This is a genomic window from Hungatella hominis, from assembly GCF_014288005.1.
GTDB classification, from domain to species: Bacteria; Bacillota; Clostridia; order Lachnospirales; family Lachnospiraceae; genus Hungatella; species Hungatella effluvii.
The window spans coordinates 55,757-78,140 of record NZ_JACOPB010000010.1 but is presented as its reverse complement, the minus strand read 5'-3'; the positions used below and the strand labels follow the sequence as shown (position 1 = coordinate 78,140).

24 protein-coding genes and 4 pseudogenes are annotated in these 22,384 nt (G+C 45.1%); 1 reads left to right on the top strand and 27 read right to left on the bottom strand.

The features are described from left to right. Positions 1-53: 53 nt before the first annotated feature. On the bottom strand, positions 54-389 hold the full coding sequence (locus tag H8S75_RS32780) for a DUF6040 family protein (RefSeq protein WP_243270366.1): 336 nt from the start codon (positions 387-389) through the stop codon (positions 54-56). On the opposite strand from H8S75_RS32780, the pseudogene H8S75_RS19985 reads away from it, so the two are divergent. Further along, positions 321-1,184 (top strand): annotated as a pseudogene (locus tag H8S75_RS19985) (tyrosine-type recombinase/integrase); the annotation flags it as partial. The gene H8S75_RS32780 and the pseudogene H8S75_RS19985 overlap by 69 nt on opposite strands. Positions 1,185-1,276: 92 nt before the next feature. On the opposite strand, the gene H8S75_RS19980 reads toward H8S75_RS19985, so the two are convergent. The 26 genes and pseudogenes from H8S75_RS19980 to H8S75_RS19865 all read right to left on the bottom strand — a co-directional run bounded on the left by H8S75_RS19980 (position 1,277) and on the right by H8S75_RS19865 (position 22,373). Next, positions 1,277-2,821 carry a recombinase family protein gene (locus H8S75_RS19980; RefSeq protein ID WP_187023100.1) on the bottom strand — a complete coding sequence of 515 codons (1,545 nt, stop codon included), beginning with the start codon at positions 2,819-2,821 and terminating at the stop codon, positions 1,277-1,279. Further along, entirely contained in the window at positions 2,803-4,455 is a 1,653-nt protein-coding gene (locus H8S75_RS19975; RefSeq protein ID WP_187023099.1) for a recombinase family protein, read from the bottom strand. The genes H8S75_RS19980 and H8S75_RS19975 overlap by 19 nt, the downstream gene beginning before the upstream one ends. Then, entirely contained in the window at positions 4,456-4,593 is a 138-nt protein-coding gene (locus H8S75_RS32775) for a hypothetical protein (protein WP_243270365.1), read from the bottom strand. 132 nt (positions 4,594-4,725) lie between these two features. Then, positions 4,726-5,190: a recombinase zinc ribbon domain-containing protein gene (locus tag H8S75_RS32770; RefSeq protein ID WP_349768959.1), complete on the bottom strand. Its 465-nt coding sequence runs from the start codon at positions 5,188-5,190 to the stop codon at positions 4,726-4,728. Continuing rightward, positions 5,188-5,259: pseudogene (locus H8S75_RS33390) on the bottom strand (hypothetical protein); the annotation flags it as partial. The gene H8S75_RS32770 and the pseudogene H8S75_RS33390, both read right to left, overlap by 3 nt. Positions 5,260-5,313: 54 nt before the next feature. Then, complete coding sequence (locus tag H8S75_RS19965) at positions 5,314-5,487, bottom strand: hypothetical protein (RefSeq protein WP_243270363.1); 174 nt, start codon at positions 5,485-5,487, stop codon at positions 5,314-5,316. A gap of 206 nt (positions 5,488-5,693) precedes the next feature. Further along, on the bottom strand, positions 5,694-6,143 hold the full coding sequence (locus tag H8S75_RS19960; protein ID WP_187023097.1) for a sigma-70 family RNA polymerase sigma factor: 450 nt from the start codon (positions 6,141-6,143) through the stop codon (positions 5,694-5,696). 717 nt (positions 6,144-6,860) lie between these two features. After that, a complete protein-coding gene (locus H8S75_RS19955) occupies positions 6,861-8,054 on the bottom strand; it encodes a S8 family serine peptidase (RefSeq protein ID WP_187023096.1) in 1,194 nt (397 codons plus the stop codon). A gap of 235 nt (positions 8,055-8,289) precedes the next feature. Continuing rightward, positions 8,290-8,733: a helix-turn-helix domain-containing protein gene (locus H8S75_RS19950; protein WP_187023095.1), complete on the bottom strand. Its 444-nt coding sequence runs from the start codon at positions 8,731-8,733 to the stop codon at positions 8,290-8,292. 174 nt (positions 8,734-8,907) lie between these two features. Continuing rightward, positions 8,908-9,807, bottom strand: a complete 900-nt coding sequence (locus H8S75_RS19945; RefSeq protein WP_187023094.1) for a helix-turn-helix transcriptional regulator — start codon at positions 9,805-9,807, stop codon at positions 8,908-8,910. Positions 9,808-9,882: 75 nt separating this feature from the next. After that, positions 9,883-10,314 carry a DUF3788 domain-containing protein gene (locus tag H8S75_RS19940; RefSeq protein ID WP_432764194.1) on the bottom strand — a complete coding sequence of 144 codons (432 nt, stop codon included), beginning with the start codon at positions 10,312-10,314 and terminating at the stop codon, positions 9,883-9,885. A gap of 10 nt (positions 10,315-10,324) precedes the next feature. After that, positions 10,325-11,253: pseudogene (locus tag H8S75_RS19935) on the bottom strand (AraC family transcriptional regulator). Between the two features lie 152 nt (positions 11,254-11,405). Next, positions 11,406-12,671: an ABC transporter permease gene (locus H8S75_RS19930; RefSeq protein WP_187023093.1), complete on the bottom strand. Its 1,266-nt coding sequence runs from the start codon at positions 12,669-12,671 to the stop codon at positions 11,406-11,408. Continuing rightward, positions 12,668-13,543: an ABC transporter ATP-binding protein gene (locus tag H8S75_RS19925; RefSeq protein ID WP_187023092.1), complete on the bottom strand. Its 876-nt coding sequence runs from the start codon at positions 13,541-13,543 to the stop codon at positions 12,668-12,670. The genes H8S75_RS19930 and H8S75_RS19925 overlap by 4 nt, the downstream gene beginning before the upstream one ends. Further along, positions 13,533-14,273, bottom strand: a complete 741-nt coding sequence (locus H8S75_RS19920; RefSeq protein WP_187023091.1) for a hypothetical protein — start codon at positions 14,271-14,273, stop codon at positions 13,533-13,535. The genes H8S75_RS19925 and H8S75_RS19920 overlap by 11 nt, the downstream gene beginning before the upstream one ends. Then, a complete protein-coding gene (locus tag H8S75_RS19915; RefSeq protein ID WP_187023090.1) occupies positions 14,270-14,833 on the bottom strand; it encodes an RNA polymerase sigma factor in 564 nt (187 codons plus the stop codon). Before H8S75_RS19915 ends, H8S75_RS19920 begins: the two co-directional genes overlap by 4 nt. A 9-nt stretch (positions 14,834-14,842) precedes the next feature. Next, positions 14,843-15,229 carry a hypothetical protein gene (locus H8S75_RS19910; RefSeq protein WP_187023089.1) on the bottom strand — a complete coding sequence of 129 codons (387 nt, stop codon included), beginning with the start codon at positions 15,227-15,229 and terminating at the stop codon, positions 14,843-14,845. A gap of 417 nt (positions 15,230-15,646) precedes the next feature. After that, on the bottom strand, positions 15,647-16,234 hold the full coding sequence (locus H8S75_RS19905; RefSeq protein ID WP_187023088.1) for a GNAT family N-acetyltransferase: 588 nt from the start codon (positions 16,232-16,234) through the stop codon (positions 15,647-15,649). A gap of 14 nt (positions 16,235-16,248) precedes the next feature. Further along, positions 16,249-16,722: a tRNA (N6-threonylcarbamoyladenosine(37)-N6)-methyltransferase TrmO gene (gene tsaA / locus H8S75_RS19900; RefSeq protein WP_187023087.1), complete on the bottom strand. Its 474-nt coding sequence runs from the start codon at positions 16,720-16,722 to the stop codon at positions 16,249-16,251. 118 nt (positions 16,723-16,840) lie between these two features. After that, positions 16,841-17,653, bottom strand: coding sequence for a MerR family transcriptional regulator (locus H8S75_RS19895; RefSeq protein WP_187023086.1), 813 nt, complete (start codon positions 17,651-17,653; stop codon positions 16,841-16,843). A 313-nt stretch (positions 17,654-17,966) separates the two neighbouring features. Beyond that, a pseudogene (locus H8S75_RS19890) lies at positions 17,967-19,376 on the bottom strand (relaxase/mobilization nuclease domain-containing protein). A gap of 15 nt (positions 19,377-19,391) precedes the next feature. Then, positions 19,392-19,916 (bottom strand): DUF3849 domain-containing protein, encoded by a 525-nt coding sequence (locus tag H8S75_RS19885; protein ID WP_159756581.1) that lies wholly within the window; start codon positions 19,914-19,916, stop codon positions 19,392-19,394. An 88-nt stretch (positions 19,917-20,004) separates the two neighbouring features. Next, entirely contained in the window at positions 20,005-20,295 is a 291-nt protein-coding gene (locus H8S75_RS19880; protein WP_187023085.1) for a CD1845 family protein, read from the bottom strand. A gap of 91 nt (positions 20,296-20,386) precedes the next feature. Continuing rightward, entirely contained in the window at positions 20,387-20,731 is a 345-nt protein-coding gene (locus tag H8S75_RS19875; RefSeq protein WP_187023084.1) for a plasmid mobilization protein, read from the bottom strand. Beyond that, positions 20,728-21,435, bottom strand: coding sequence for a hypothetical protein (locus H8S75_RS19870; RefSeq protein ID WP_187023083.1), 708 nt, complete (start codon positions 21,433-21,435; stop codon positions 20,728-20,730). The genes H8S75_RS19875 and H8S75_RS19870 overlap by 4 nt, the downstream gene beginning before the upstream one ends. Next, on the bottom strand, positions 21,435-22,373 hold the full coding sequence (locus H8S75_RS19865) for a DUF4316 domain-containing protein (protein ID WP_187023082.1): 939 nt from the start codon (positions 22,371-22,373) through the stop codon (positions 21,435-21,437). The genes H8S75_RS19870 and H8S75_RS19865 overlap by 1 nt, the downstream gene beginning before the upstream one ends. Positions 22,374-22,384 lie beyond the last annotated feature (11 nt).

Genomic DNA, 22,384 nt, shown 5'->3' with positions numbered 1-22,384 from the left:
ATATAAATAGCACCAATGAAAAATTAAATTTTAATAATATCCCGTTCGTCCCGCTAATCTTTCACATAGCATCTAATCCCTATATAAATCGCATGCACCAGTAGTAACAACGTAATAAGATTTATTGGAATAACAGATTTTATCCAGTCTCCTAAGTAGATTGCAATAGCTGTACTCATTATTGCCACAATGATGCTGATGATATCCCAACAATATTTCCGGTAGATTTTTCCTACCTGATATCCAATCCCGATTATCAGTAATCCTGTTATTACGAATAAAATTCCAATAACAACACCAGCAATCAGCCAGTACACAATCCCGGAATCCGATGTATCAAGAAACACCCGATTGCAGAACGCAAGTTGAAAACGGTTACTGCTGAACATTTACAGAGTTTCCTCGAGCTGCTTACATTCGGTGGCGAATTTCCAGATGGAAAAGTAAGAAAAGGATACAGCAAAGATTATATCCATTCTTTTTCTGCAGTGTTACAGCAGTCTTTCCGTTTTGCGGTATTTCCAAAACAGCTAATCAGCTTCAATCCGATGCAGTATATCAAGCTGAAAAGGCTGGCTGAAGAAGTCGATCTGTTTTCTGATGATGAAGTAGAAGAAGGCATGCAGCCGATTTCACATGAGGACTATGAAAGACTTATCAAATATCTGGAAAAGAAAAATCCACCTGCCATTCTGCCAATCCAGATTGCATATTATGCCGGACTCCGTATCGGGGAAACTTGTGGTCTTACATGGCAGGACATTAACCTTGAGGAACAATGCCTTACCATAAAACGCAGTATCCGCTACGATGGTATGAAACACAAAAATATTATCGGACCTACGAAGCGGAAGAAAGTAAGGATTGTTGATTTTGGAGATACTCTGACTGAAATACTGAAGGCCGCCAGAAAAGAACAGCTCAAAAACCGGATGCAGTATGGCGAGCTATATCACCGCAATTACTACAAAGAAGTGCATGTGAAAAACAGGGTATATTATGAATGCTATCATCTTGACGGAACACAGGAAGTCCCAGCCGACTACAAAGAAATCTCCTTTGTCTGCCTGCGACCAGATGGCTCTTTGGAACTGCCAAGTACACTCGGCATTGTATGCAGATCAGTGGCAAAGAAGCTGGAAGGATTTGAAGATTTCCATTTTCACCAGTTGCGTCACCCGTATGTCAAGCCCACGACAAAAAAATTTACAACTTTTTTGAGGATTTTCGGGCAACCGCTTAGTTGCCCGTAGCTGCTTAATATAGTATTCATGGCTCATTCCTCCCTTCCCGGTTCGCTTATCCCTAAGAAATCCTGCGTCACGTATTCAATCTCAATCCGGTCTCCCGAAAAGATATAGACCTTATTGATAAGCCGGTCAATCAGGGCTTGCGTCAGTGTGTCGGAGCTACCTACTTCCTGGACGATTTCTCGCTGTTTCAGCTTTGCCTCATAATCGCTCTGTATTTGCCTTGTTTGCGCGGTAATGGCAGCATAAACATTCTTGGCCTGCATCAGCTCCGCATCATATACCGCCTTGCACTCCTGATAGGTTTTCAGGTCAATTTCTCCAAGCGCATACTGTTCATAAAGCTGCCGTTTGCTGTCCTGGATAGAGCGCAGCTTTTCTTCGTGCTCGGTCTGCTGGACCGTCTGCAAATTCAGCTTATCCTTGCTGCTGTCAATCCCCAGCATCGGACACATCTGCGCCCGGATTGTTTCAAGAACCGCCTGCTCCAGATCAGCCATTTTCACCCGCACCCCATGGCAGGGGAGGGTTTCTGCCACTTCGGAGTGACGGCAGTAAAACCACGCTCCATTTCTAAGTGACATAGCATGGTCGCAGCAGCCGCAGAATACTTTCCCGCGGAGAAGGTAGTCGCGCCGTTTTTTATTCGGAAGGGAGAAACGCCTGATCGAAGCGTTGGCTTTCTCAAACAGCTCCATGCTTACGATTGCCGGGTGGTGATCTGGTATTTTGAACCATTCGCTTTCATCCTTTAGCTTCATGCGGCGGCTGCCGATTTCCTGTACCTTACGCTTGCCGATCACATAAGTGCCAATATACCGCTGGTCCTCCAGCATCCGCAGGACCGTTGAGCTACTCCAGACGCCGTGTGTCCGGGACACATTATAATGGTCTTTCCCTTTATCCCTCCGGTATTCCCCAGGGGTGGGGATATTCATGGCATACAGTTTCCGCGTGATCCCGGCGGCCGTATTGCCGTCAGCCGCCCATTCAAATATCTGCCGTACAATCCCTGCAACGTCCCCGTCCGGCTCCATGCGCCCGTCCGCGCTCTTGCGGTAGCCATAGGGACAGATAACGCTCTGGTACTCGCCCCGGCGCATCTTTGCATATTTGACGCTTTTCGTTTTCATGGACATATCCCGGCTGTAACATTCGCTGATAAGATACTTAAAGGCAACGTCAATCCCTCCGGTATCTCCTTTGAAATTGGCGGTGTCAAAATCATCACTGACCGAGATAAACCGGGTATGGTAGAGCGGGAACACCCGCTCAATGAAATAGCCGGTCTCAATGCTGTTGCGCCCAAACCGGGAGAGGTCTTTTACGATGATACAGTCGATCTTCCCGGCCTGGACCATCGTCAAAAGCTCCTGTACCGCAGGGCGCTCAAAATTCGTACCCGTATGGCCGTTATCAACAAATTCCAGGACCTCGCCGTCATCCCATTCCGGCAGCGACATGGCCTTTTCCCGGAGGATCAGCTTTTGGTTGGGAATGCTCAAACTCTCGGTCTTAAAGTCCTCCACGGACAGGCGGATATAAAGGGCGATCACATATTTTTTGTGCATGGTTCCACCGCCTTTCCCTGGAATTCACTCTTGAAGCGGAAAGTTACATGGATATTCCGCTCATGGTCGATTTCGATCCGCTCAATCAGCCGGTCAATCAGTTCTGCCGTAAGCGTATGGTCTTGTGCCAGCGATTTCGCATCCTTTTCCATTGTCCGGTAGCGCACAAGCCGACTGTCCAGGGCGTCCATATCTTTTTCAAGCGCCTCAATCTCGCCGGACAGTGTATTGATGGATTCCTCATAATCCGCTTTCAGCTCAAAGTATTCCTCATTTGTTAAGATACCCTGGACGAAGTTCTCATACAGGCCGTGGATCAGCCGCCGTTTCTTTTCGATTTCCTGCCGCCTGGCCGACATCCGGGTTTTCAGCCTGTCTTTGTCCTGTTTCTGCTTTGCCTCCAACTGAAAGAGGGGGAGGGACATTCCCAGGGCAACAGCCAGCTCTTTTTCCAGAATGGCTGTGACCGTGGAGATAAGTTCCGTTTCCTGCATCATCACACCTTTACAGCTGTCTTTTGCCACCCGGCTGTTGGTGAGGCAATGGAACCAGTAAACGTCCGGACCTTTCTTCCGCTCGGCACGCTGCCGGTGGAGGCTCCTGCCACAGTCGGCACAGAATACTTTCCCTTTGAAAATATTTGGGGTATAGGGACGCTTTGGGACCGCCCGGCTTTCTTCGCAGATTTGTTTCCGGTACTCCTGGACAGCATCAAAAACCGCATGGCTGATGATGGGCTCATGGGTATGTTTTGCGATGATCAGGTTATCGTCCCCGGCTCTGACCTGCTGGTGGTCTACAATCTTTGTCCGGCCCTGCACCAGATCGCCCGTATAGACTTCACTTTCCAGAATCTTCATTACGGTACGTGTCTGCCATTTCCCGCTCCCGATCAGGCCGGGGCTGGTAATCTCGCCGGTGGATTTTTTATAGTGGCTGGGCGCCGTGATCCCCATTTCATTCAGGTTGCGGACGATACGGTTCAGCGCCACATGCTCATGCGCCCATTCAAAAATCTGCCTCACAACAGGGGCGGTATCTTCATCGATCAACAGCTTATGGCAGTTGTCAGGGTCTTTGCGGTAGCCGTAGGGCGCCCGTGCACCGATATAATCGCCGTCTTTCATGGCCTGCCTTGCCTGGGCCTTGATCTTCCTGCCAATGTCCAATGCGTAAGCCTCGTTTATCATATTTTTCAAGGGAAGCATAATACCGCTGTGGAGGCTGCCGGGGTCTGCCGTGTCAAACTGGTCCGTGACCGCAATAAAACGGACGTTGTGGGTATGGAAATACTGTTCGATATAATAACCGGTATCAATGGAATTCCGCCCCAACCGGGAGAGGTCCTTGACGACCACGCAGTTAATATAGCCTGCCTCAATATCGGAAAGCATCTGCTGGAAACCGGGGCGGTGGAAGTTTGTGCCCGTCGTTCCATTGTCGATATAAGTATCATAGACAACGAAATCCGGTTTGTCCGCAAGGAAATCATTCAGCACCAGCTTTTGGTTTTCCACCGAACAGCCCCGCTTTTTGTTATCTTCCACAGAAAGACGGATATACAGTGCCACATGCACATATAAGGACGGTGCCGGCATGGGAGCCAACCTCTGTTTCCTGCTCTTTCTTGCCATTTAGCCCACCTTCCATTCTTTGCCCTGTACAGCAATCTGTTCCGTCAGGTAAACCGCTTTCTGGTATTCATCCTGGTAATTAAATTCAATATGTAGCTCGTCTTTCCCCATTACCCGTATGCTGCGGATAAGCTGCATGACCGCCCTCCGGTCAATTTCCTCCATCGTGGAGAATTGCATGAAGTGGTTGATCCAGCGGTTCCGCTCGCTGCGGTTCTCCAGTACGTCCGTCAGCTTTTCGTTCCACTCTGCAACCGCTTTCTGTAGCAGTTAAATATCCGCATTGTATTTCCGCTTATAGGAGAGGAATTCTTCTTTGGTGAGAATCCCGCTCACCAGGTTTTCATAGAGCTTTGCCTTGAAGCCCTCAGCCTGCGCCATACGCTTTTCATTCGCTCTGATCTGCCCTGCGTATTCCTGGGCCAGCTCCCGGTTGATCCGCTCCTGGCTGATACTGGACAGCAGCGCATCCAGGGAAGCGACATTTTCAATATGGCCTTTTAAGCTGCCCTGCACGCACTCGATCAGGTCGGACTCTTTTACCATGACCGAGGAAGTGCACCCGTTCTTTTTGCCGGTAGGACAATAATAATAGTGGTATTCCTTATCTTTGTAGCGGTTGGTCTTGCGTGTCATACGGCATCCGCAGCATCCGCAGATCAAAATGCCGGAGAACAGGTAGACTTTATCCGATTTTGGAGATGTCCGGGTATCAATCCTGCGGAGGCGCTGCACCAAGTCAAAATCATGTTTCTGGATGATCGCCTCATGGGTACCCTCCACACGGACCCATTCAGAAGAAGGCCTGTCTGATCTACCAGGGCGGGGCTGTTACAGGCTGCGGATAGCGTCACCGCATCATAGCCCCGCATACGCCGCCGCTTTGCCAGAGCAGGCGCACGCCGCAGGAACTCTCCCCAAGTCCTTAGGAAGCCGTGAAGAAGTACCATTGTGATCTGTGCCGTCGTCGCGTCCAGCCTGCCACAGCCGGTTTCGTGGGTTGCGTTTATCGCTCGGACAGCTTGGATTCATCACCTCCTTAGGCTGCCTGTCACCGCGCCGCCCCATCTGCCGCTCGGAATACAGAATGAAGTACCTGTAACAGCGTATATTCGGTTGTCAAGGAGCAAGCGAGGGGCGTGGCAGTTATGACAGTTTTACAGTTGGGTGGGCGGGTGCATGTGCGCCGCCACACCCGTCAGGCTTGTCCCGCCGAATATGTCCCTCTATTATTCATTTCATTTTCGGGCATTATTTTCGGGGTCTGTTTCCATTTTTTCTAAAACTTTTTTCAGACGTCGAAGTCCACGCTGGATTCCTTCATGCACAGAGCTGACGCCGGAACCCTCGCTCTTTGCAATTTCCGATAGGCTCATGCCGAGCAGGAAATGCGAGGTGATTCGGTTTCGCTGTTTCTCCGGCAGAGAAGCAAGCGCCGCATAAAGCCGGTTATTTTCTTCTTTCTGTTCCAGAATTTCAACCGGCGTTAGGACAATCACTAGAGCGTCGCGCTCTACGTTGGCGTCATAGTCCAAGGAATAATATGCCTTATGTCGGTATGTACGCAGGATATAAGCGGCTTCAGCCAGCTTGTACTCCCGGAGAAGATTTGCTACCTCGTCCGGCACTTCAACAATAACGTCCTGTGTATAAAATGGATAGTAATCCCGCAGATTGATTTTTTTCATGGGTAATTCCTCCAATTTCGATTTTTAGGTTGGAAAGTAAAATCGAAATCAGGGGGTGGGGAACGGCAACACGGATAATCCTTGTTGTAACAGCCGCTTATATATGAAATACGCGCCCATAAAAGATTGGGCGCGCAGAAAGATATATAATAGTGTATTTTTTCAAATGTGATCAAACTAAAAAACGCCGCAATCCACACCACATGGATTACGGCGCATAAAGCTCTATATGCAAAATAACCTTTCTGTTGAATATTCCCCTTTGGCAACATTTATCAGCCCTCCCTGAAAAGGAAGCGCAGAAGGCTTATCCTTCATCAGCCTCCTTTTGGGGAAATTATATAGGGGGAAATTATATAGGGGGAAATTCTATATTCTTTCCTGAACCATCATGGTTTTGGTAAGGTAGGTATAAAATACGTTTTCCAAAGAATTATTGTGAGTGAAAAGCCTATCCACAATGTAGGCTACCTCCAATCAACCTTACACGTACAATACGCCTATCTGCAAAATCGCAGACAGGCGTATTGTACGTTGCCGGAAAACCTTTTAATCTTGTTATTACTATTTCTTCAAACTCCCACTATGCAATGTAAAAAGAGAGGTAAAAGCCAAAACGCTTTTTCCTCTCTAAAAAGATTTCTGATACACCTTTTACCAAAAAACGAAAGCAAACCATCCCGCAAAATTAATGGTATCCGCTTTTTCATTGCATGATTATAGAGTATTTTTTACCATTTCAATAAATGCGGAGGGATAAATAATATGTTCACCGTATTGATTTTCGTAGGCGCTGTCAATAAGAATTTTCTTTATTTCTTCTGGACTTAGCTGAGGGTTTATCTGCCATCCAAGTGCAAGCACCCCAGTAGCATATGGAACGCCCCAGCTTTCACCACCCTGTCCTCCATAGCGGAAGAAATAATCTCCCGCATCATACTGCTCCACCGTTGTGCGGAAATTGACAGGTACGGAAATAAACCCTTCTTGCATCGGTTCCGATTTGCTTTGTCCGTAGCTCCACCAACCATTGCGCGCCTTCTTAATATTATCGGGGTCTGTGTAATCGTAATATCCACCCGATGTAAAATGAGTATCCGTTCCAACGCTACAGCTAATCACTAAAATTCCCGCCACTTTTGCGCGCACAACCGCATCTTCCCACTTTTCTTGATTTTCAAAATCACAGTCCGACCCTGACAGATTTGCAGATACCGAAACTACACGTATTTTATCCTTTTCCGGTAGGGATTCATTCTTATCTATAATCCAATTTAGGCCGTCCGCCCAATAAGCCGAATCAGAAAGCCCCGAAGGAACTGCAACATAATAAACCTTCACGCCAGGAGCAACGCCGCAGGTTCTTCCTGCCAATATGCTGATAACGGCATTGCCGTGCATCCCCCCCTGTGACTGTACATCATAACATTCATAGTAATCCACAATTCTGTCTGAAAACTCAGGCGGTTCTAAAAAAATAGACTCGTCAATAATTGCAACTGATACACCTTCGCCAGTGATACCCTGCCCATGCAAAGCACGTATGCCAAGTCCGGGGTTTTTGCCATTTTCCATAATTTCTTGCTGAAGTGTTTCATTACCTGTAAAAACAGTATGCTCGTTGAATTGATATGTGTACATATCCTTGGCCTTATACTCACTTGGTGATAGCACGTTATCTCCTGTAAAAAAACCACCGCGAACATCTGCAAACTGCGCCAATGACGAGGTATTTCCTGGTGCTGCACTAATGGGAGATTGTGATGGTTTTGCGGAGATCATTGCTTCTGAGTCCGAGAGTACTGAGTCTGTGGCTGCATCATTCTGTTTTGGTTTGTTAGAACAAGCCGCTAAAGATAACAGCATAAGAATCATAACAAATGCGAGTATTCTTGTTACTTTGAATTTCATTTTTCTCTCCTTAGATTTTTATTCTAGCTGCCTTTTTGCATTAACTTGCATTCGCTTTTCCGCAAAAGCATATTGGTATAAAGACAAATACATAATAGCTAGAACAATCTGACAACATTCGTTCCAACTAGGCCCGAAGTTCCGCCGACTGTTAGCTTGTGGTGTACCGTCGGTGGGAATAGTTCAGATTACCTAATGTGTTGATGATAAATTCAGCGATAGCCGGGAACCTATATTATGGCACTTCAAATTTATAACCAATACCAACAACGCTTTTGATGTAGTCCGGGGAATCCTGCGTAACTTTCAGCTTCCTCCGCAGATTGCTTACATGATTATTGACTGCCTTGCGGGAGTAGTAGGAATAATCCTCATTCCAGACCAATTCCATAATCAACTCATAAGTAAATACTCGCTTCGGGTGAGTGATTAACAAAGCAAGAATGTCAAATTCTTTAGCGGTTAATTCAATTACCTGCTCGCTAATACATACAAGTCGTTGTTCTTGGCAGAAATGTAAATTGTCCACTTGAATCTCTGTAAACGGTTCATCAATAACTGTTCGCACCTTATAAGTTTCGGAAATGACGCATGGGCTGTCGGCCAGATTATTTTGTTGTTTTTGGGAATCGAAAAGATAGTTTACCAATTCCTGACGCTGACGGGCGTTTAACAGCATGAGCAGCTTTTCTGCAATTATACCGCCCGGTTCAGATATATCAAATACAGCTAATTTCCCATGTTATCCCCCCCCCCCTCCGTCAGTATGGGTATTTGTGCCTTCATTTCGACTGTATACTAAAAGTTTTCCGTTTCTAAAAAAAGTATAACAAACAAGACCTGAAATCCTGTGTCATGTTTCATATTTTTTTAGAATGGAGCATACCTTTTCTTTTATCCCAGCCCGGATATGCGACGGGGAAATCACCTCAACATTATCCCCGAAGGTAAGCAGATAATGATATAATACTTGATGATCCGGTAAATCTGCGGTTACATATAGATTATTCTCCCCGTCTGTTGTAATGTTTTCGGCAAATTCATCATACACGCGAAAAGCAACTTGCGGAGAGAATTTCAAAGTAACAGAAACCGTATTGTAATAGGGTAGTTCCATTTTATTCTTTGGTAAGTCCGACACGTCCCTTATGAACGTTTCAGCGGAAATTACCAAATCTTTTATGCGCGTCAATTTAAAAAAGCGGTAGTCATTTCTTAAAAGGCAAAATCCGTATAAATACCAGTCATTGCCCTTGAAGATCAATTTAAGCGGCTTCACAGAGCGAGATAAATACTGGCCGTTACTGCCAAAATAAGAAAATGTGACGATTCTTCTGTCAAAAATAGCTTTTTTAATTTCACTAAATATCTGATCCGCCTTATTTTTATTCCAGTCAGAAAAATCAACTTCTATCCAATCCGTCCATTTAATTTGAAAGAGTGCTGACAATTTAGAAAGCAGTTCATCCGCATTTTCACCTTCTGTGGAAGCAATGCCCTGTAAGGCTATCAGTATTTGTTCCTGCTCCTTTTCTGAAAATATAGACTTGTCCAGAACATAATTTTCCATCAAAGAGATACCGCCGCCATTTCCCTGTGTAGCATAAATTGGGATTCCTGCCGCACTAATGCTATCTAAATCTCTGTAAATGGTCCGAGTAGAAACCTCGAATTTGTTTGCCAGTTCAGGAGCCGAGGATTTTCCGTTTTCCAATAAATAGTAAACAATTTGAAACAGCCTTTTCATCTGCATACCGTACACCTCCGTCTTTATTATAACGCAAGAAACTTGACAAGTGTATGGCAGGTTAATCCATAATATTTCCTGTTATGACGGTATACGCTTCCTGAGATTGATGAGGCTAAATACATCATCCATAATTCCTCTATCCCGTACATCCAGCATCAACCATTTCTGTCCATTACCGGTTTTCGTGTTTTTGAATACTGTCTGCACATAGTCGGAACATTGTGGCATAAGAAACTCTGCCTCCGTAAGTTCATGACTTCCTACAACCACGAGAGCGATAAAATAGCCTTGCATCGGATAGAGCGTACAAAGAGACCTTCCACCTTTTTTATACTTAATATTCCAGCCTGCCTGCATGGAACAACGGCTGTATTCCATGCAGGGCCTGGTCCGATAGGTGTACTGGATACGGTTATTAAAATCTGTCCATAACGGATTGTTAATGTATTCCGTGACTTGCTCCAGCGATGGAGGTTGTTCATTTGAATATAGCGCATTCCAATCCATCATAAATTCCTCCTTAGCTTTTATTTTTCAGCGGCAGGGGCTTAACCCAAATTTCCATACAAGCCATACCCTCTGAGTCACGATAATACTTTTCTGCCGAGAAAGGCTCCGTGGTTAAATTGTGGTGGGGCAGCCATATACCAAAAGGTATTTGCTGGCCTGATCTAAAGCGACCGTCACCAAATCCTCAAAATTTTCTGCTTCGACTCTGCAAACGATGTATTCTCCTGCCGAGAGTTCTCTCTTAACAAAACCATCCTGTAGCCGATCCGGAATATTTTGAACAAGGCCACCTGCAAAGTAAGTGAAAAGGTTTTGTGAAGTACCTTCCGTATGGGACATTCCCATTTCTACAGTAGTATTTAGATTGGCCTCGATTGAAGCCTTCTCCATGTGGTAGCGCTTCCAAAGCTGTCCTGGCACATCTACACCTGTGCTTTCACCAATCGGTATTTGTTCAGAAATGCGAACTTCCGTTTCCAAGCCGAGATAAATTTCCGGTTTTTCCAATGTCTTTCTCTGGATCTCCAAGACGATATTTCCTACCACCAGCGGAACCCCTTCGTCTACTAAAACATAATTCATGGAAACTTCCGGCTTGTCAAATGTATTGAGCATTGGTAAATCCTTCCTGTAGTTTTCAGGCGTAATCCCATACGTTTCCTTGAAAGCCCGTGAAAAATTCGCATGGCTTGAAAAGCCATAGTCCAAGGCAACGTCAAGAATCCTCTGTTCGGTACTTTTCAGATTTTCAATAGCCTTTGCCAGACGGCGGAGTTTCACATATTCCTGAACCGGTTTATTTACCAGCCGCTTGAACAAGCGCTGAAAATAAAAGGGGGACAGACCGACAGTATTTGCCAGTTCTTCCGTTGAAATTTCTTTTGTCAGGTGTTCCTCGATAAAAGTCAAGGATTGTTCGATTGCTTCATATGCGTGCATTGCGGCACCTCCTATATTTGATGTTCAAATTATATCATTTCATTTTTTGCCGGGCTTTTCACGCAATGCGCTTTTTAATTAGGAAAATGCAGCGTGTAATAAATGAACAGGCGCTTTGTCAACAGACTCACTATGTCCAAAAGGAGTCTTAATCAATTTGATGCTTTTTTGCTTCTAAAGAGATAAGAAGAAAAAACAACGCAAAGTACAATAAGAATGACCCATACAATTACACAAACAATCTTTTTCTCTACCAGTAAACCAAAAATATTATAGAAATCAGACATACTAAAAAGGCGATCTATGGCTCCAATTATATTTATCGGTAGTAGTTGCATAAATCGGTGTATTGTAGGGGACAGTTCTGCAAAACTTACTACCGGCACTATATATCCAACAAGTGAGGGAATAAACGCCACAAAAGCATTTGGACTAGCCGCTGAAATTAGCAATGCTCCAGTTGCAGTCACCAAAGCAGCTCCCCATCCTAACAGTCCCCATAAAATGAGTGCACCGCCAATAGAAAGGTTATATGGGGACAAAGTACAATGTGCGACTAATTGAATACTGGCCTTTAGGCCGGATGTTCCATATGCCGCTATACACACAAATAAAGAACAAGCAAAAAAAAGGACAAAAACAAATGTTGCAAATAGGAAGCAAGCCGCAATTTTGTCTCGGATTAACTTGCTTTTTCCGTATTGTGTTGTCAGTAACACTTTGTCAGAGCCAGAATGTCTTTCCTCGGCAAATATAGGGGAAACTCCAATAAGAATGATTAACCCCACAATGTATTGAAAAAATATAGGAACGGTATTAAAAAACGACTCCCAGCCATCGGGATATTCGCCATAAAAGGAAGTGTTCAAGTTATCATACATTCCTAATACTTTTTGGACAATAGGATTTTCTAAATCAGCAGGAGGTACAAGATTATCCTCCGCCGATGACTGAACGATTGAACCCTCATAAAATTCTGCCACACTTCCAGATATTTTTGCATCTTCTATATACAAAGGTAATGCGTTTGCACGATTGCCGATTTTAGCAATCACTCCATACCGATTAAGATATTTATAATAAGCTTCATCGGTTAGTGGAGTAGTGTTTCGATCCGATAGAGAAAAGGAATGTCCATCCCCATTGTTTGAACGCCGATAGTCTGGGTTATTATATATTTTTTTATATTCCGCATACAATGGTGCAAATTCATCTGCTGTATATTGTCCAGCATACAAATTTTGCATATCCCGATCATAATGAATAGCCTCTATTCCAGTCAAAGGCTCCATTTGTTCAGTAAATGTTCTGTATTGCAAGACTGGAAGTAATATAGAAATGGAAAGCCATAATAACCCTATACCAATAAAAATTAAAACAATCTTCTTTTTAAAAATTTTATACAGTTCAAATTTCATAATTCACCGCCTCTTTCTCCTGTGTGGAACAAATACGCATCCTCCAAAGTGGGCGTAATTGCTTTCGCTTGCTGAAAGGGCTTGTGGTCTGAAATAATACGCAATATAGCGCCTTGCGAAGTATGGTGCATATTACTAACCATATAATCTTGTGCGATCTTGTTAGCCTGCTGGTTTTCAACAAGCACCTCCCAAACTTTCCCTTCAACTGCTGTTGTAAGTTGTTGGACATCTCCAAAATATTGCAATTCTCCATGCTGGACTAAAAGAATATCATCGGCAATATAAGAAACATCTGAAACAATATGAGTGGACAAAATAGTTATTTTTCCCTGTGAAATTGTGCTGATTAAATTTCTAAATTTCACACGTTCAGTAGGATCGAGCCCCACCGTGGGTTCGTCCAAAATAAGAACATCAGGGTCATTCAGCATAGATTGAGCAATTCCTAGCCTTTGACGCATCCCGCCAGATAAGGAAGAAATTTTAGCTTTTGGAGCTTTCTGCAATCCGACAATTTCTAAAAGTTCACTAATTTTACGCTTGCTAAAATTCCTATTTAACCCTTTCAATGAAGCAATATATTCCATATACCGCTGGACAGTAAAATTCGGATAGTAACCGAAATTTTGTGGCAGGTATCCTAAAATTTTTCGGTATTGTTCCCCTAAATCATGAATTGATTTCCCGTCATAAAATATACTCCCGCTATCCGGTCTGGTCAGTCCGCAGACTATTCTCATAAGAGTTGTTTTTCCTGCGCCATTTGGTCCCAAGAGACCATACACACCTGGATGCAAGGAAACAGAGAAACTGTTAATTGCGATTTTGTCTTTATATCGCTTACTAATTTTATCTATATCAAGCACCATAACAACGCTCCTCCATATGTTTGAACTGGATCACCATTATTCCAATAGCTAACAGCATCAAGAGAACACTTCCGAAGTAAACACCCAGCCATGTATTATCCAGTAGAAAAGAAAAATTACGCATCTGGATTAACGCCAAAGTTAAAAATGCAGATATAGATAACATAGCATACGGCGAAGTGACTTTTATAAAATCAAAGACTATAATAGTTAGAGCAATCGAAATATTAAATGGAATTAGTCCACGGCACAACAATTCTAAAATATCAAGTTGATGATAAATGCCAAACGCCAATGACATAATTCCAATAATTAAAAAGTTACAACTACTTACTAATGTCATTTTTACTGCCAGTGTTTTGAACGGGCTAAAAAAACAGGCCGCCTCTATTTCTTCCATGTTATAAAACTGGGTTTTAAATAGTTCTGGTAGAATATAAAAAGTCATTACCGGGACTATTGTTAGGAAAAGTATTTGAATATCTTTTAATCTTTGTGTAGTCGTAAAGTTTACGAGGAATAGCAAAAAACAAATAAACTGTATGAACCAAAACACCTTTGAAATACTCTTGAATTGATTTAGTACAAAATTTTGCTTTGCACCTACATATTTTGTCTGTTGCGATAACAATTCTACCGCTTTCTTGATTGTGTCTTGCTTGACACAATCTTTTGCTTTAACTATCGGATAAGCGGATATAAAATCGTAAAAAGATTGATTATCTTTCATTCGGATTCGTCCTCCAACAATATTATTTTTAATTTATTTAGACCCTGACTAATGCGTGATTTTACAGTCGATGGATTTGTTCCTGTTATTTTTGCAATATTCTTAATTTTCATGTTGTGAAAGTAGCGGAGAAGAATTGCATCTTTCTGCATATCAGGTAATTTTTCTAACGCTTCTTTCAAACGAATGTGTTGTTCTTGTTCAATCAAAATCCCCTCAATATCTATCCCTGCATCAATATCTACTGAATTGAGTTCCTCATGTATAAATAATTTATTTTTTCTAAAATAATCATTTGCTGCATTTACTGCAATCGTAAATACATAGTTAGAAAACTTCCCCGTAGGACGATAACGCGATAGTGTTTTAACCAGTCGTAGAAAAACTTCCTGGGTCAAATCTTCTGCAAGTTCTATGCTTCCGACCTTGCGAAATAAATACGAAAAAATATTGTCATAGTATCGGTCAATAAGCTTTTCTAACGCTTCTGTATCGCCCTTTTGAGCTTTTTGGATAAGTGCAAATTCTGTGATATAACTTTCCCCCTCTTTTTGTGGCATAGATACATTCTAATCAATCACAAACATTAAAGAAAAAATTTCATATTCATCATTAGTATTATCCTTTCCATATAATTTTATAGAAGAAGTCATATCATCAAGATTAATACCAGCAGGTAAATATAACTCGCTTCCAACTTCCAAACAGTTTGAAGCGTTATTGCTTTCTACTGGTTCTGTTTTTGAAAGTAAAGTTTCTACTGTTCCAATGGAGATGTAACCATCCGGGAGAGTATCACTGCTATCTCCAGTTGAAATAAAAAGATGATCGCTTACATAAACACGATCTGAATATACCTTAACTTCTGGTGTGTCGTCCTCACAGGCAGCTAAACTGAATAATAGTGTGGAAACAACTATCAGAGCAAGCGCGCTTTTTTTGGTAAAAACTTTCATTGCATTGCCTCCTGTTTTGGTGTCCTACTTATATTAACGCAATTTTTTCAAAAAGGACTTAGAATATCAGAAAAATTTTTTGAAAGTAATTATAGTGCGTAAAACACGAAACGGCAAGCAGGGCAAGTTTGGACATACTTGCTATTTTTGCGTGGCCAGAGTCCGCAAAAATGCTTGTTGGGGAACTCCCCACGCCGGGGGACGGGGACTCGTCAAGGGCCGCCTTGTCAACCTTGGCCGGGCGGCTCTTACGAGGCTCCGGCCCCTTTTCCGCTTTGCCTTCCTGGGGACAGCCCCGGCGCTTTGTAGCCTTTTCTGCCGGCTCCGCCGTTTTATCCTGCACGGGGGATTTCTCCACTTTTTCGGACTCAGCCTGCGGAGCAGGCCGGGCTGGAGCATCCTTGCCCATACCGGGGATCACGGACTGTTCCGGCTGGGGTGCTGGGATTTATCCATCGCCTCAATATAATCATCTTTTGTCATGCCATATAAATAATAATCGCAGTAGATATTTACCATTTTTCCCTCACGAATAAGCCCTTCACGCTTGAAGCCCGCTTTTTCAAGAGTTTTGAATGACGCAATGTTACAGATATGAACATCAGCCCAAAGACGCTGCAATTCTGTTTCTTCAAAGCAGAAGATAGCTACTCTCGCCAACGCTTCTGTCATAAGTCGGTTGCCTTGATAGGCAGGAGAAAGGCGAAATGCTACTTTTGCCATGCGGTCATTTTCAATGAGATACACCCACATATCCCCGATAACTTTATTATCTTGTTTGTGAACAATACCCCAATGAAAACTTTTTGTTGGTTTCTCCGGCTTTTGAAAAAGCAATTCCGGGTTTAAATCACTTTTTCCTGGGCGTTTTCCCCAATACTGATAAATAGAACTGTCACCCATCCATTCTTTCAAATCTGAAACATCTTCTTTTCGCAGAGGGCGCAGGATAAGTTGTTCCGTTTCAAGAACAGGTTTATTCTGAACAAAATCCTGTAATTTCATAAGCCACTCCCCTCTTAAAATTTGAATACCTGTCCCCAATCAAAATAGCCGGACGTTTCTGTACTTTTCGGCCATTCGCTGCACCATGCGGGAACACCGGGTGTTTCAACCCTGTCAAAACTCGGAGTGTACGGCTTGATGTCAAGTACGGGCGTATTGTCATTTGCGTCAATGAATGTAACACGAATCATGCCGTTGGTGAAATCAATGTTAATAATTTCAGACGCTGTTAATGCAATAGGGTTCGGACGCGCAGGAGATCGTGTTGCAAATACACCCATGACTTCGGGTGCGCCTTTATAGGGCTGTTCTGTCTGTAATTCATTCCGGTCTGCGTCGTTGTCGCAATCGCTGAACCACCAAAGGACATTGATGTGGCTGAAACCCTCTAAGGCCTGCAGTCCGGGAATGTACTCCGGCTCTAACTGAATAAATGTGCCGTTTTCATCATTCTTTACTTTGCCAATGGCTTTTAATTGATAGGTCATATTTTTCCTCCTTGCTTTGTTGGTAAATCCAGTATAATACCTCACATCATGTGAGATGCAACAGGGAAAAATAAAAAATGCCCTGCATTTTTAGCGGGACATTTCAAAGTCTGTACAATCATGTGTGTTCCAGCGGTATTTGAAGCTCAATCAAATATTTTTCAGGGTTACTCTCATTCCACGGGCCTCTATGCACAATTTGACGCATAGGGTTAGACATTTTGTATTCGCTGTTTTTCTGCAGCCATTCGGCAAAGGCAAGGTAGGCTCCTTTTATATTTGCAAAATCGCCATAGACCATTGTGCAAGCCATATACGGGACTGGTTCTGTCATGCGGAAACAAAATGGATCTTTTGCCTTTCCCATTTTCTTTACCGGAGCGCATAGCTCAATATCAACATCTGTCTCCCGAAATTCAGTATCGTGATAAATGGAAAATGTATTACTCATTATTTCTATTTTTTGCGCACCTGTAAAAGTAGAAAGCTCTTTCCATAAATCGCCCTCGGAATAGTAGGTTGGTACAGCTTTCCGCAAGGATAGCACCTGATACGAGGGGATCGACTTAACGGAGATGTTATAGTGCAGTTCTCCTTTACCACCCTGTATTTCACTTTTTGCAAGTTCAATCTTCCGCAGTTTTTCTCGTTCGGCCTGTATTGCATTTTCTATCTCTATGCGCTTTTTGTCGAGCTGCGTAAGAAGTGGTTTATCGTCCATCGTCAGGGCAAGCGCGATTTCTGAAACATTTAGTCCACTATCCCGCAAATACAGGATTTTATTTAGACGCGGTATTTCCTCCACCGAATACAGTCGGTGTCCCGTCCACTTGTCAACCTCTGTGGGCTTCAAAAGCTCCATTTCATCATAATATCGAAGCATACGGATAGATACTTGTGTCAGCTTTGAAAATTCGCCTATTCTAAACATCGTTTCACCACCTACTCCAACTATATTTGTACTTTTATCTCATCACAGCTTTATATGCTACTTGCTACATCCTATTATACCGCCTTTTTTTCAGTCTATCAATGCTGTTCATGGTATGAGAACTTTTTCCTAGTCACCACAAAATGGCAAGCAATGCAATCTTCCGTAAGATTGCGTATTTTGGCAGGAATCCGTTTCCGGTATTCCTGCCAAAATGCTTGTTGGTGACATGTCCCCAAACCCCTGAGATCATCACCTGCGGTGATGGCTGCGCGTTCCGTTGGAACGCTGAAAACCAAAAGCAGAAGGAAAACTATTGCCGTGACTTCTGCGTGTCCCTCTGTGTTTCCCGCCCGGTGGAAATGTCCAGCAGGTGCTCCACATTCGCCCGGACATTATAGAGTTCCTTCACATCAGATCTGGCCTGCTTATAGGAAGAATAGGCTTTCCGTTTTTATTCCAGAAGTCCGGCGTATTCCTCCCGCAGAGATTTGACGGAGGGCAGCTTTGTAATACCAAACTCGTCAAAGTGTTTCTTCGCCGCCTGGTGCAGAAGGATTTCCGTCTCATGCGCCGCACGGAATTTTTTGCTGTACCCGGCTTTTCGATACTCCACATAGACTGCCCGCGTCTTGGCATAATTTACGATCTGTTTCTGCAGCTCCCCATTGGCAGCCATCTGTGATTCCAGTTCCTTGATCTTTACCGACAGCGCATTGAAGCTGGCGGTAGCGGCGTCTGATTTTTTCTGCAGGTCCTCATAGCTCATATCGCCATGCTCTTTGAGCCAGATCACCGCCTGAGAGAGCTGTTTCAGATTGAACACTTTCGCCCAGCGTTCATACCCCGGACCTTTGCCGGAACGGACCGCCGCCTCAATATCCACCAGCAGCCCGACTTTGGAAACAGGCTTTTGGGGAAAGGTACGGCGCGGCTTCGCTGTCCGGGTGCCGGCGATCCGTTCTTTGATGGCTTGCTCGGTATAGTCGTCCTTTAGCGTGTCACACCGGGTATATCTATCTTCCGGTGACAGGCGAAAACGAAGGTTCTTTCGTTCCCGGTTGACTTCAATCCCAGCCGCCTCCAGTTTCTTCAAAAGTTCTTCAAAGTCCTTCGGCTTTTCTTCCAGAGCTGCGTCGATAGCCCAACGTAGCTGTTCCTGGTGGGAGGGCTGTTTCTGACTTCCCATCCATGTGCCGTAATGGTCCCGGCTGGGTTTCGGATTCTCCACAATAGAAAGCCCATGTTCCAGGCAGAGCTTGTCATTCATGCGCCGGATCGCCCAGGTAGAACCCCAGAAGTTACGGAATTTTTTCTGACAGTCCAGCGTGGTAGAATTTATGATGATGTGGTTATGGATATGGTGTTTGTCCACATGGGTGCAGACAACAAAAGCATTATTACCTTTTGTCAGCTTCAATGCAAGTTCCCGCCCGATTTGGTTCGCTTCTTCCGGCGTGACCTCGCCGGGCTTAAACGCCTGACGGAGATGGTAGGCAATCACATCATCCGCACCCCGGCTTCTTCCGGTCAGGTTTGTATATTGCCGCTTGGAAAGAAGAAATTCTGCATCAGCAATCCGGGTGTCGCACTCATAGCCATAAATGAATTTTCCAAAATCGGTTTTCTGCGGATTCTCCACATAGTCAATAATATCCGCTATGGCCGTGGTAACATCCCGGCCTTTCCCAACGTGTAGCGGCATGAGCCGTGTGGTTGCCATTCCATCACCCCCTTACTACAAAATCGGCCCTGTTATCGCCTGTTCTTTTTTTATTTTCGGTTTATCACTGTGCGCCGCCTGCTGCCCGGCGCTTTTATTCAGGCTGTCACGGACAGAAGGTTTCTCCTGTGCCAGCGCATACTCCCGTCTTGCCTGGGTGAGAAATAAATCCATCAGCCCTGTATGGCTGCGGTCTACAACAAAGTAAACATTCTGGTCATATCCGAAACCGTCCTTATCCTCACAGACCGGGACCGTTTGCGCCCATGCCTTATTGTCCCGTGAAATGCGCCCGTCGTAATCTTTCTGCCGGACCGTATTGGCAAGCACATAGAAAATCCGACCAGGATCAAATTGCTGTAAGACCTGTTGCACACATGCGGAACCTAAACAGTTATCCCGGTAGTTATCCGCAATGGCCTGTTCGATTGCCTCCTTACACGCAATGTTTGCTTTGTGGGAAGTGTAGTACTGATTTAGTTCCCCATGCTCATGCGCATAGGTGGCAGAATGAAAATAAATTGGCGTTGTATCTTTCAATGAAATTCCTCCAATCAAAAAGCTGCCATAGCCGACAGTCATATTATAGAAAAAGGGCGGGGCTGCCAATGCGCCCCGCCGAAACTGTTTAACCAAATACAAAATCCTTTAATGCGCTGTTTACATCGCCAATGATCCCCACCAACCAGGCCGCAGCCATTGGCAGACCGTAGGGGCTGATCAGAAACGCAATCACCAGCCATGAAAGCCCCGGCCAGAACCCGGCAGTGAAGAACAGCACCAGCGCCGCCAGAAATACAATCCCTGATAGAATCCCCAGCACAGCGCCGGAAATCACCACAAGGAATTTGCACACCAGATAAAGAATCCCCGTAACCAATACAAAGGGAAGTGCCAACAATTTGCCAATCAGACGCATACGTCCGCCTCCTTTCATAGAGAAGCATATTTACCCCTTCATTAAAATTTTACCGTGCCGGTCTACGAAAAGCAACAGCGGTTCTTCCAGTTTACGAAATGTTCGCAAATCCCCGCAGCAGCTTATCCATGCCATCCCACAAACTGTCCAGGCGGGTGCGCAGATCGTCCATATCGGCAGCGTAAATACTGCCGGTATCATTGGCACGTCTGGTATATTGGTTTAAGTTATTGGAGCAGATACGCAGGAGCCGTATCATTTCCTGAATGTCGCTCATATCCAGATGGATAATATAACCGTCTACCGCCATCTTGCGCAGATACGCAGAGAGGTTTGTAATACCAAGTTCTGCCATGCGACCCTTTACCAGCTCTGCCTCCTGTTCAGACATGACGAATTCCACCTGGACGGATTTTTTGTTATGCCCGGCTTTCATCGTTCCGGCTCCTTTTTTGGGGAAGGGGAAGGCGGTTTATGAGCGGAAACGGCAGCTGTCCGAGACTCTTTGAGCTTTCCACGCAGGGTACCTTTTTTCAGACTGTCAATATACTCTTTTATATCACCGTTTGTGGCATGGTAAGAGCGTTTGAGCCGTTCTCGTTTCAGGATCACGGCAAGCTCCCGCTCGTTCTCCGGCAGCTCGGTCATCGTCTTTGGACTTCCATGTACCGGCATCAGCTCATTCATAAGCTGCCTCTGGTTCTGATAAGGGATTGTGATATTGGCTCCGTCCTCAAACAAAACGGCTACTTTTCCAATAGGGCAGGTCAGCAGCTTTACCCGCTCCACATGCGCCCCATAATCCAGTGTATAAATATTGCCGGTCACTTTTCCGTCCTGAACCTCTTTGATAGAGAGGGCATAGGCAAGAACCGAGTCTTTCGTCTGTTCATGGTAAAACTTCCACACTTTATTTGCATGGCTGCCTTCCAGATAGACCTCCCATTCCCGCAGGGTATAGGTGCCGCAGGGCCGCGATAGCCAGAGAAGGCGCCGATCCTCCGGTTCTCCCGATACGGACAGCTTTGGAATCAGCTCTTTATCCAGGTCAAAATCATCCTTATAATGCTGCGTGTGCAGCTCCATGATCTGCTCCAGGCTGTCCAGTATATCCACACCCTCGAATTTTACCGCCGCCATCAGCGTTCCCTTTCCGGCGCAGGAGGGACAATCTGCCTGGCCTCATGTTCCAGGCGGTCTGCTTTCAGCTTTTCCATGAGAGAGGTTTTTTCTTCCGGCAACATCTCCGGGGCAAGCTCCCGGATTTCCTCATAAGTCTGCCCGTCTGTCAGGTCAGGGCGCACAGGCGGCTCGTTGTTGAGCCTGCCATCCAGCATATTGTAGTTTCCGGTCTGTCCTTCCTCGTAGAGTTCCGCATTACGCAGATAGCTCTCCGGCGGCTGGAAAAGCTGCCCGGCGAACAGGATTTCCCGGCTCGGTGTAAACTGTGAAAGCACGCCGTCCCGAAGCCTTGCAAATTCCTCATACTGGCGCAGGGTAAGGCCGCGCTCCAGCATTTCCGCCTGGGTATGCGCCCAGCCCTCCCCATAGAGAAAATAGTACATATCCGGCTGGTCGCAGACAAAGCACAGGGAGCCGTCCTGATTGTCATAATAAGACGTCTGCATATTCTGGTAGTGGCAGCGTTCCTCACGCCCCAGGTACACCCGGTTATCCGCACCCAGCATGGCGACCATGCCTGCATAGTTGCTGTGGACCGCAGAGCGGATTTCCACCAATGGGTCCGCCTCCGGCATAATCTGTCTGCCGGGAATCTCGTTCTGCTTTTCTGCCCCGTCATTTCTCGGTGTCACTTCCTCATGGGCGCGGGCATCCAAATCCGGCTGTGCCTGCGCGGAAGTCTTTCTTACCGCGCCCGGCTCCGGTTCTTCCTCCTGTGCATAATAATGGACATTGGCGGTAGTTTTGCTGTTCATTTCCCTGGCGTAAGCCTCCGCAGTCTCGCGGGTATCAAATTCCAAAGGTTTTCCATTCTCCTTGCACCATGCCTCGGCATGGCCGAAGATAGAAGCGCCGCTGCGCACCGCCCATACGCCGTAGGTTGTTTCTTTTCCCATTCTGATCCTCC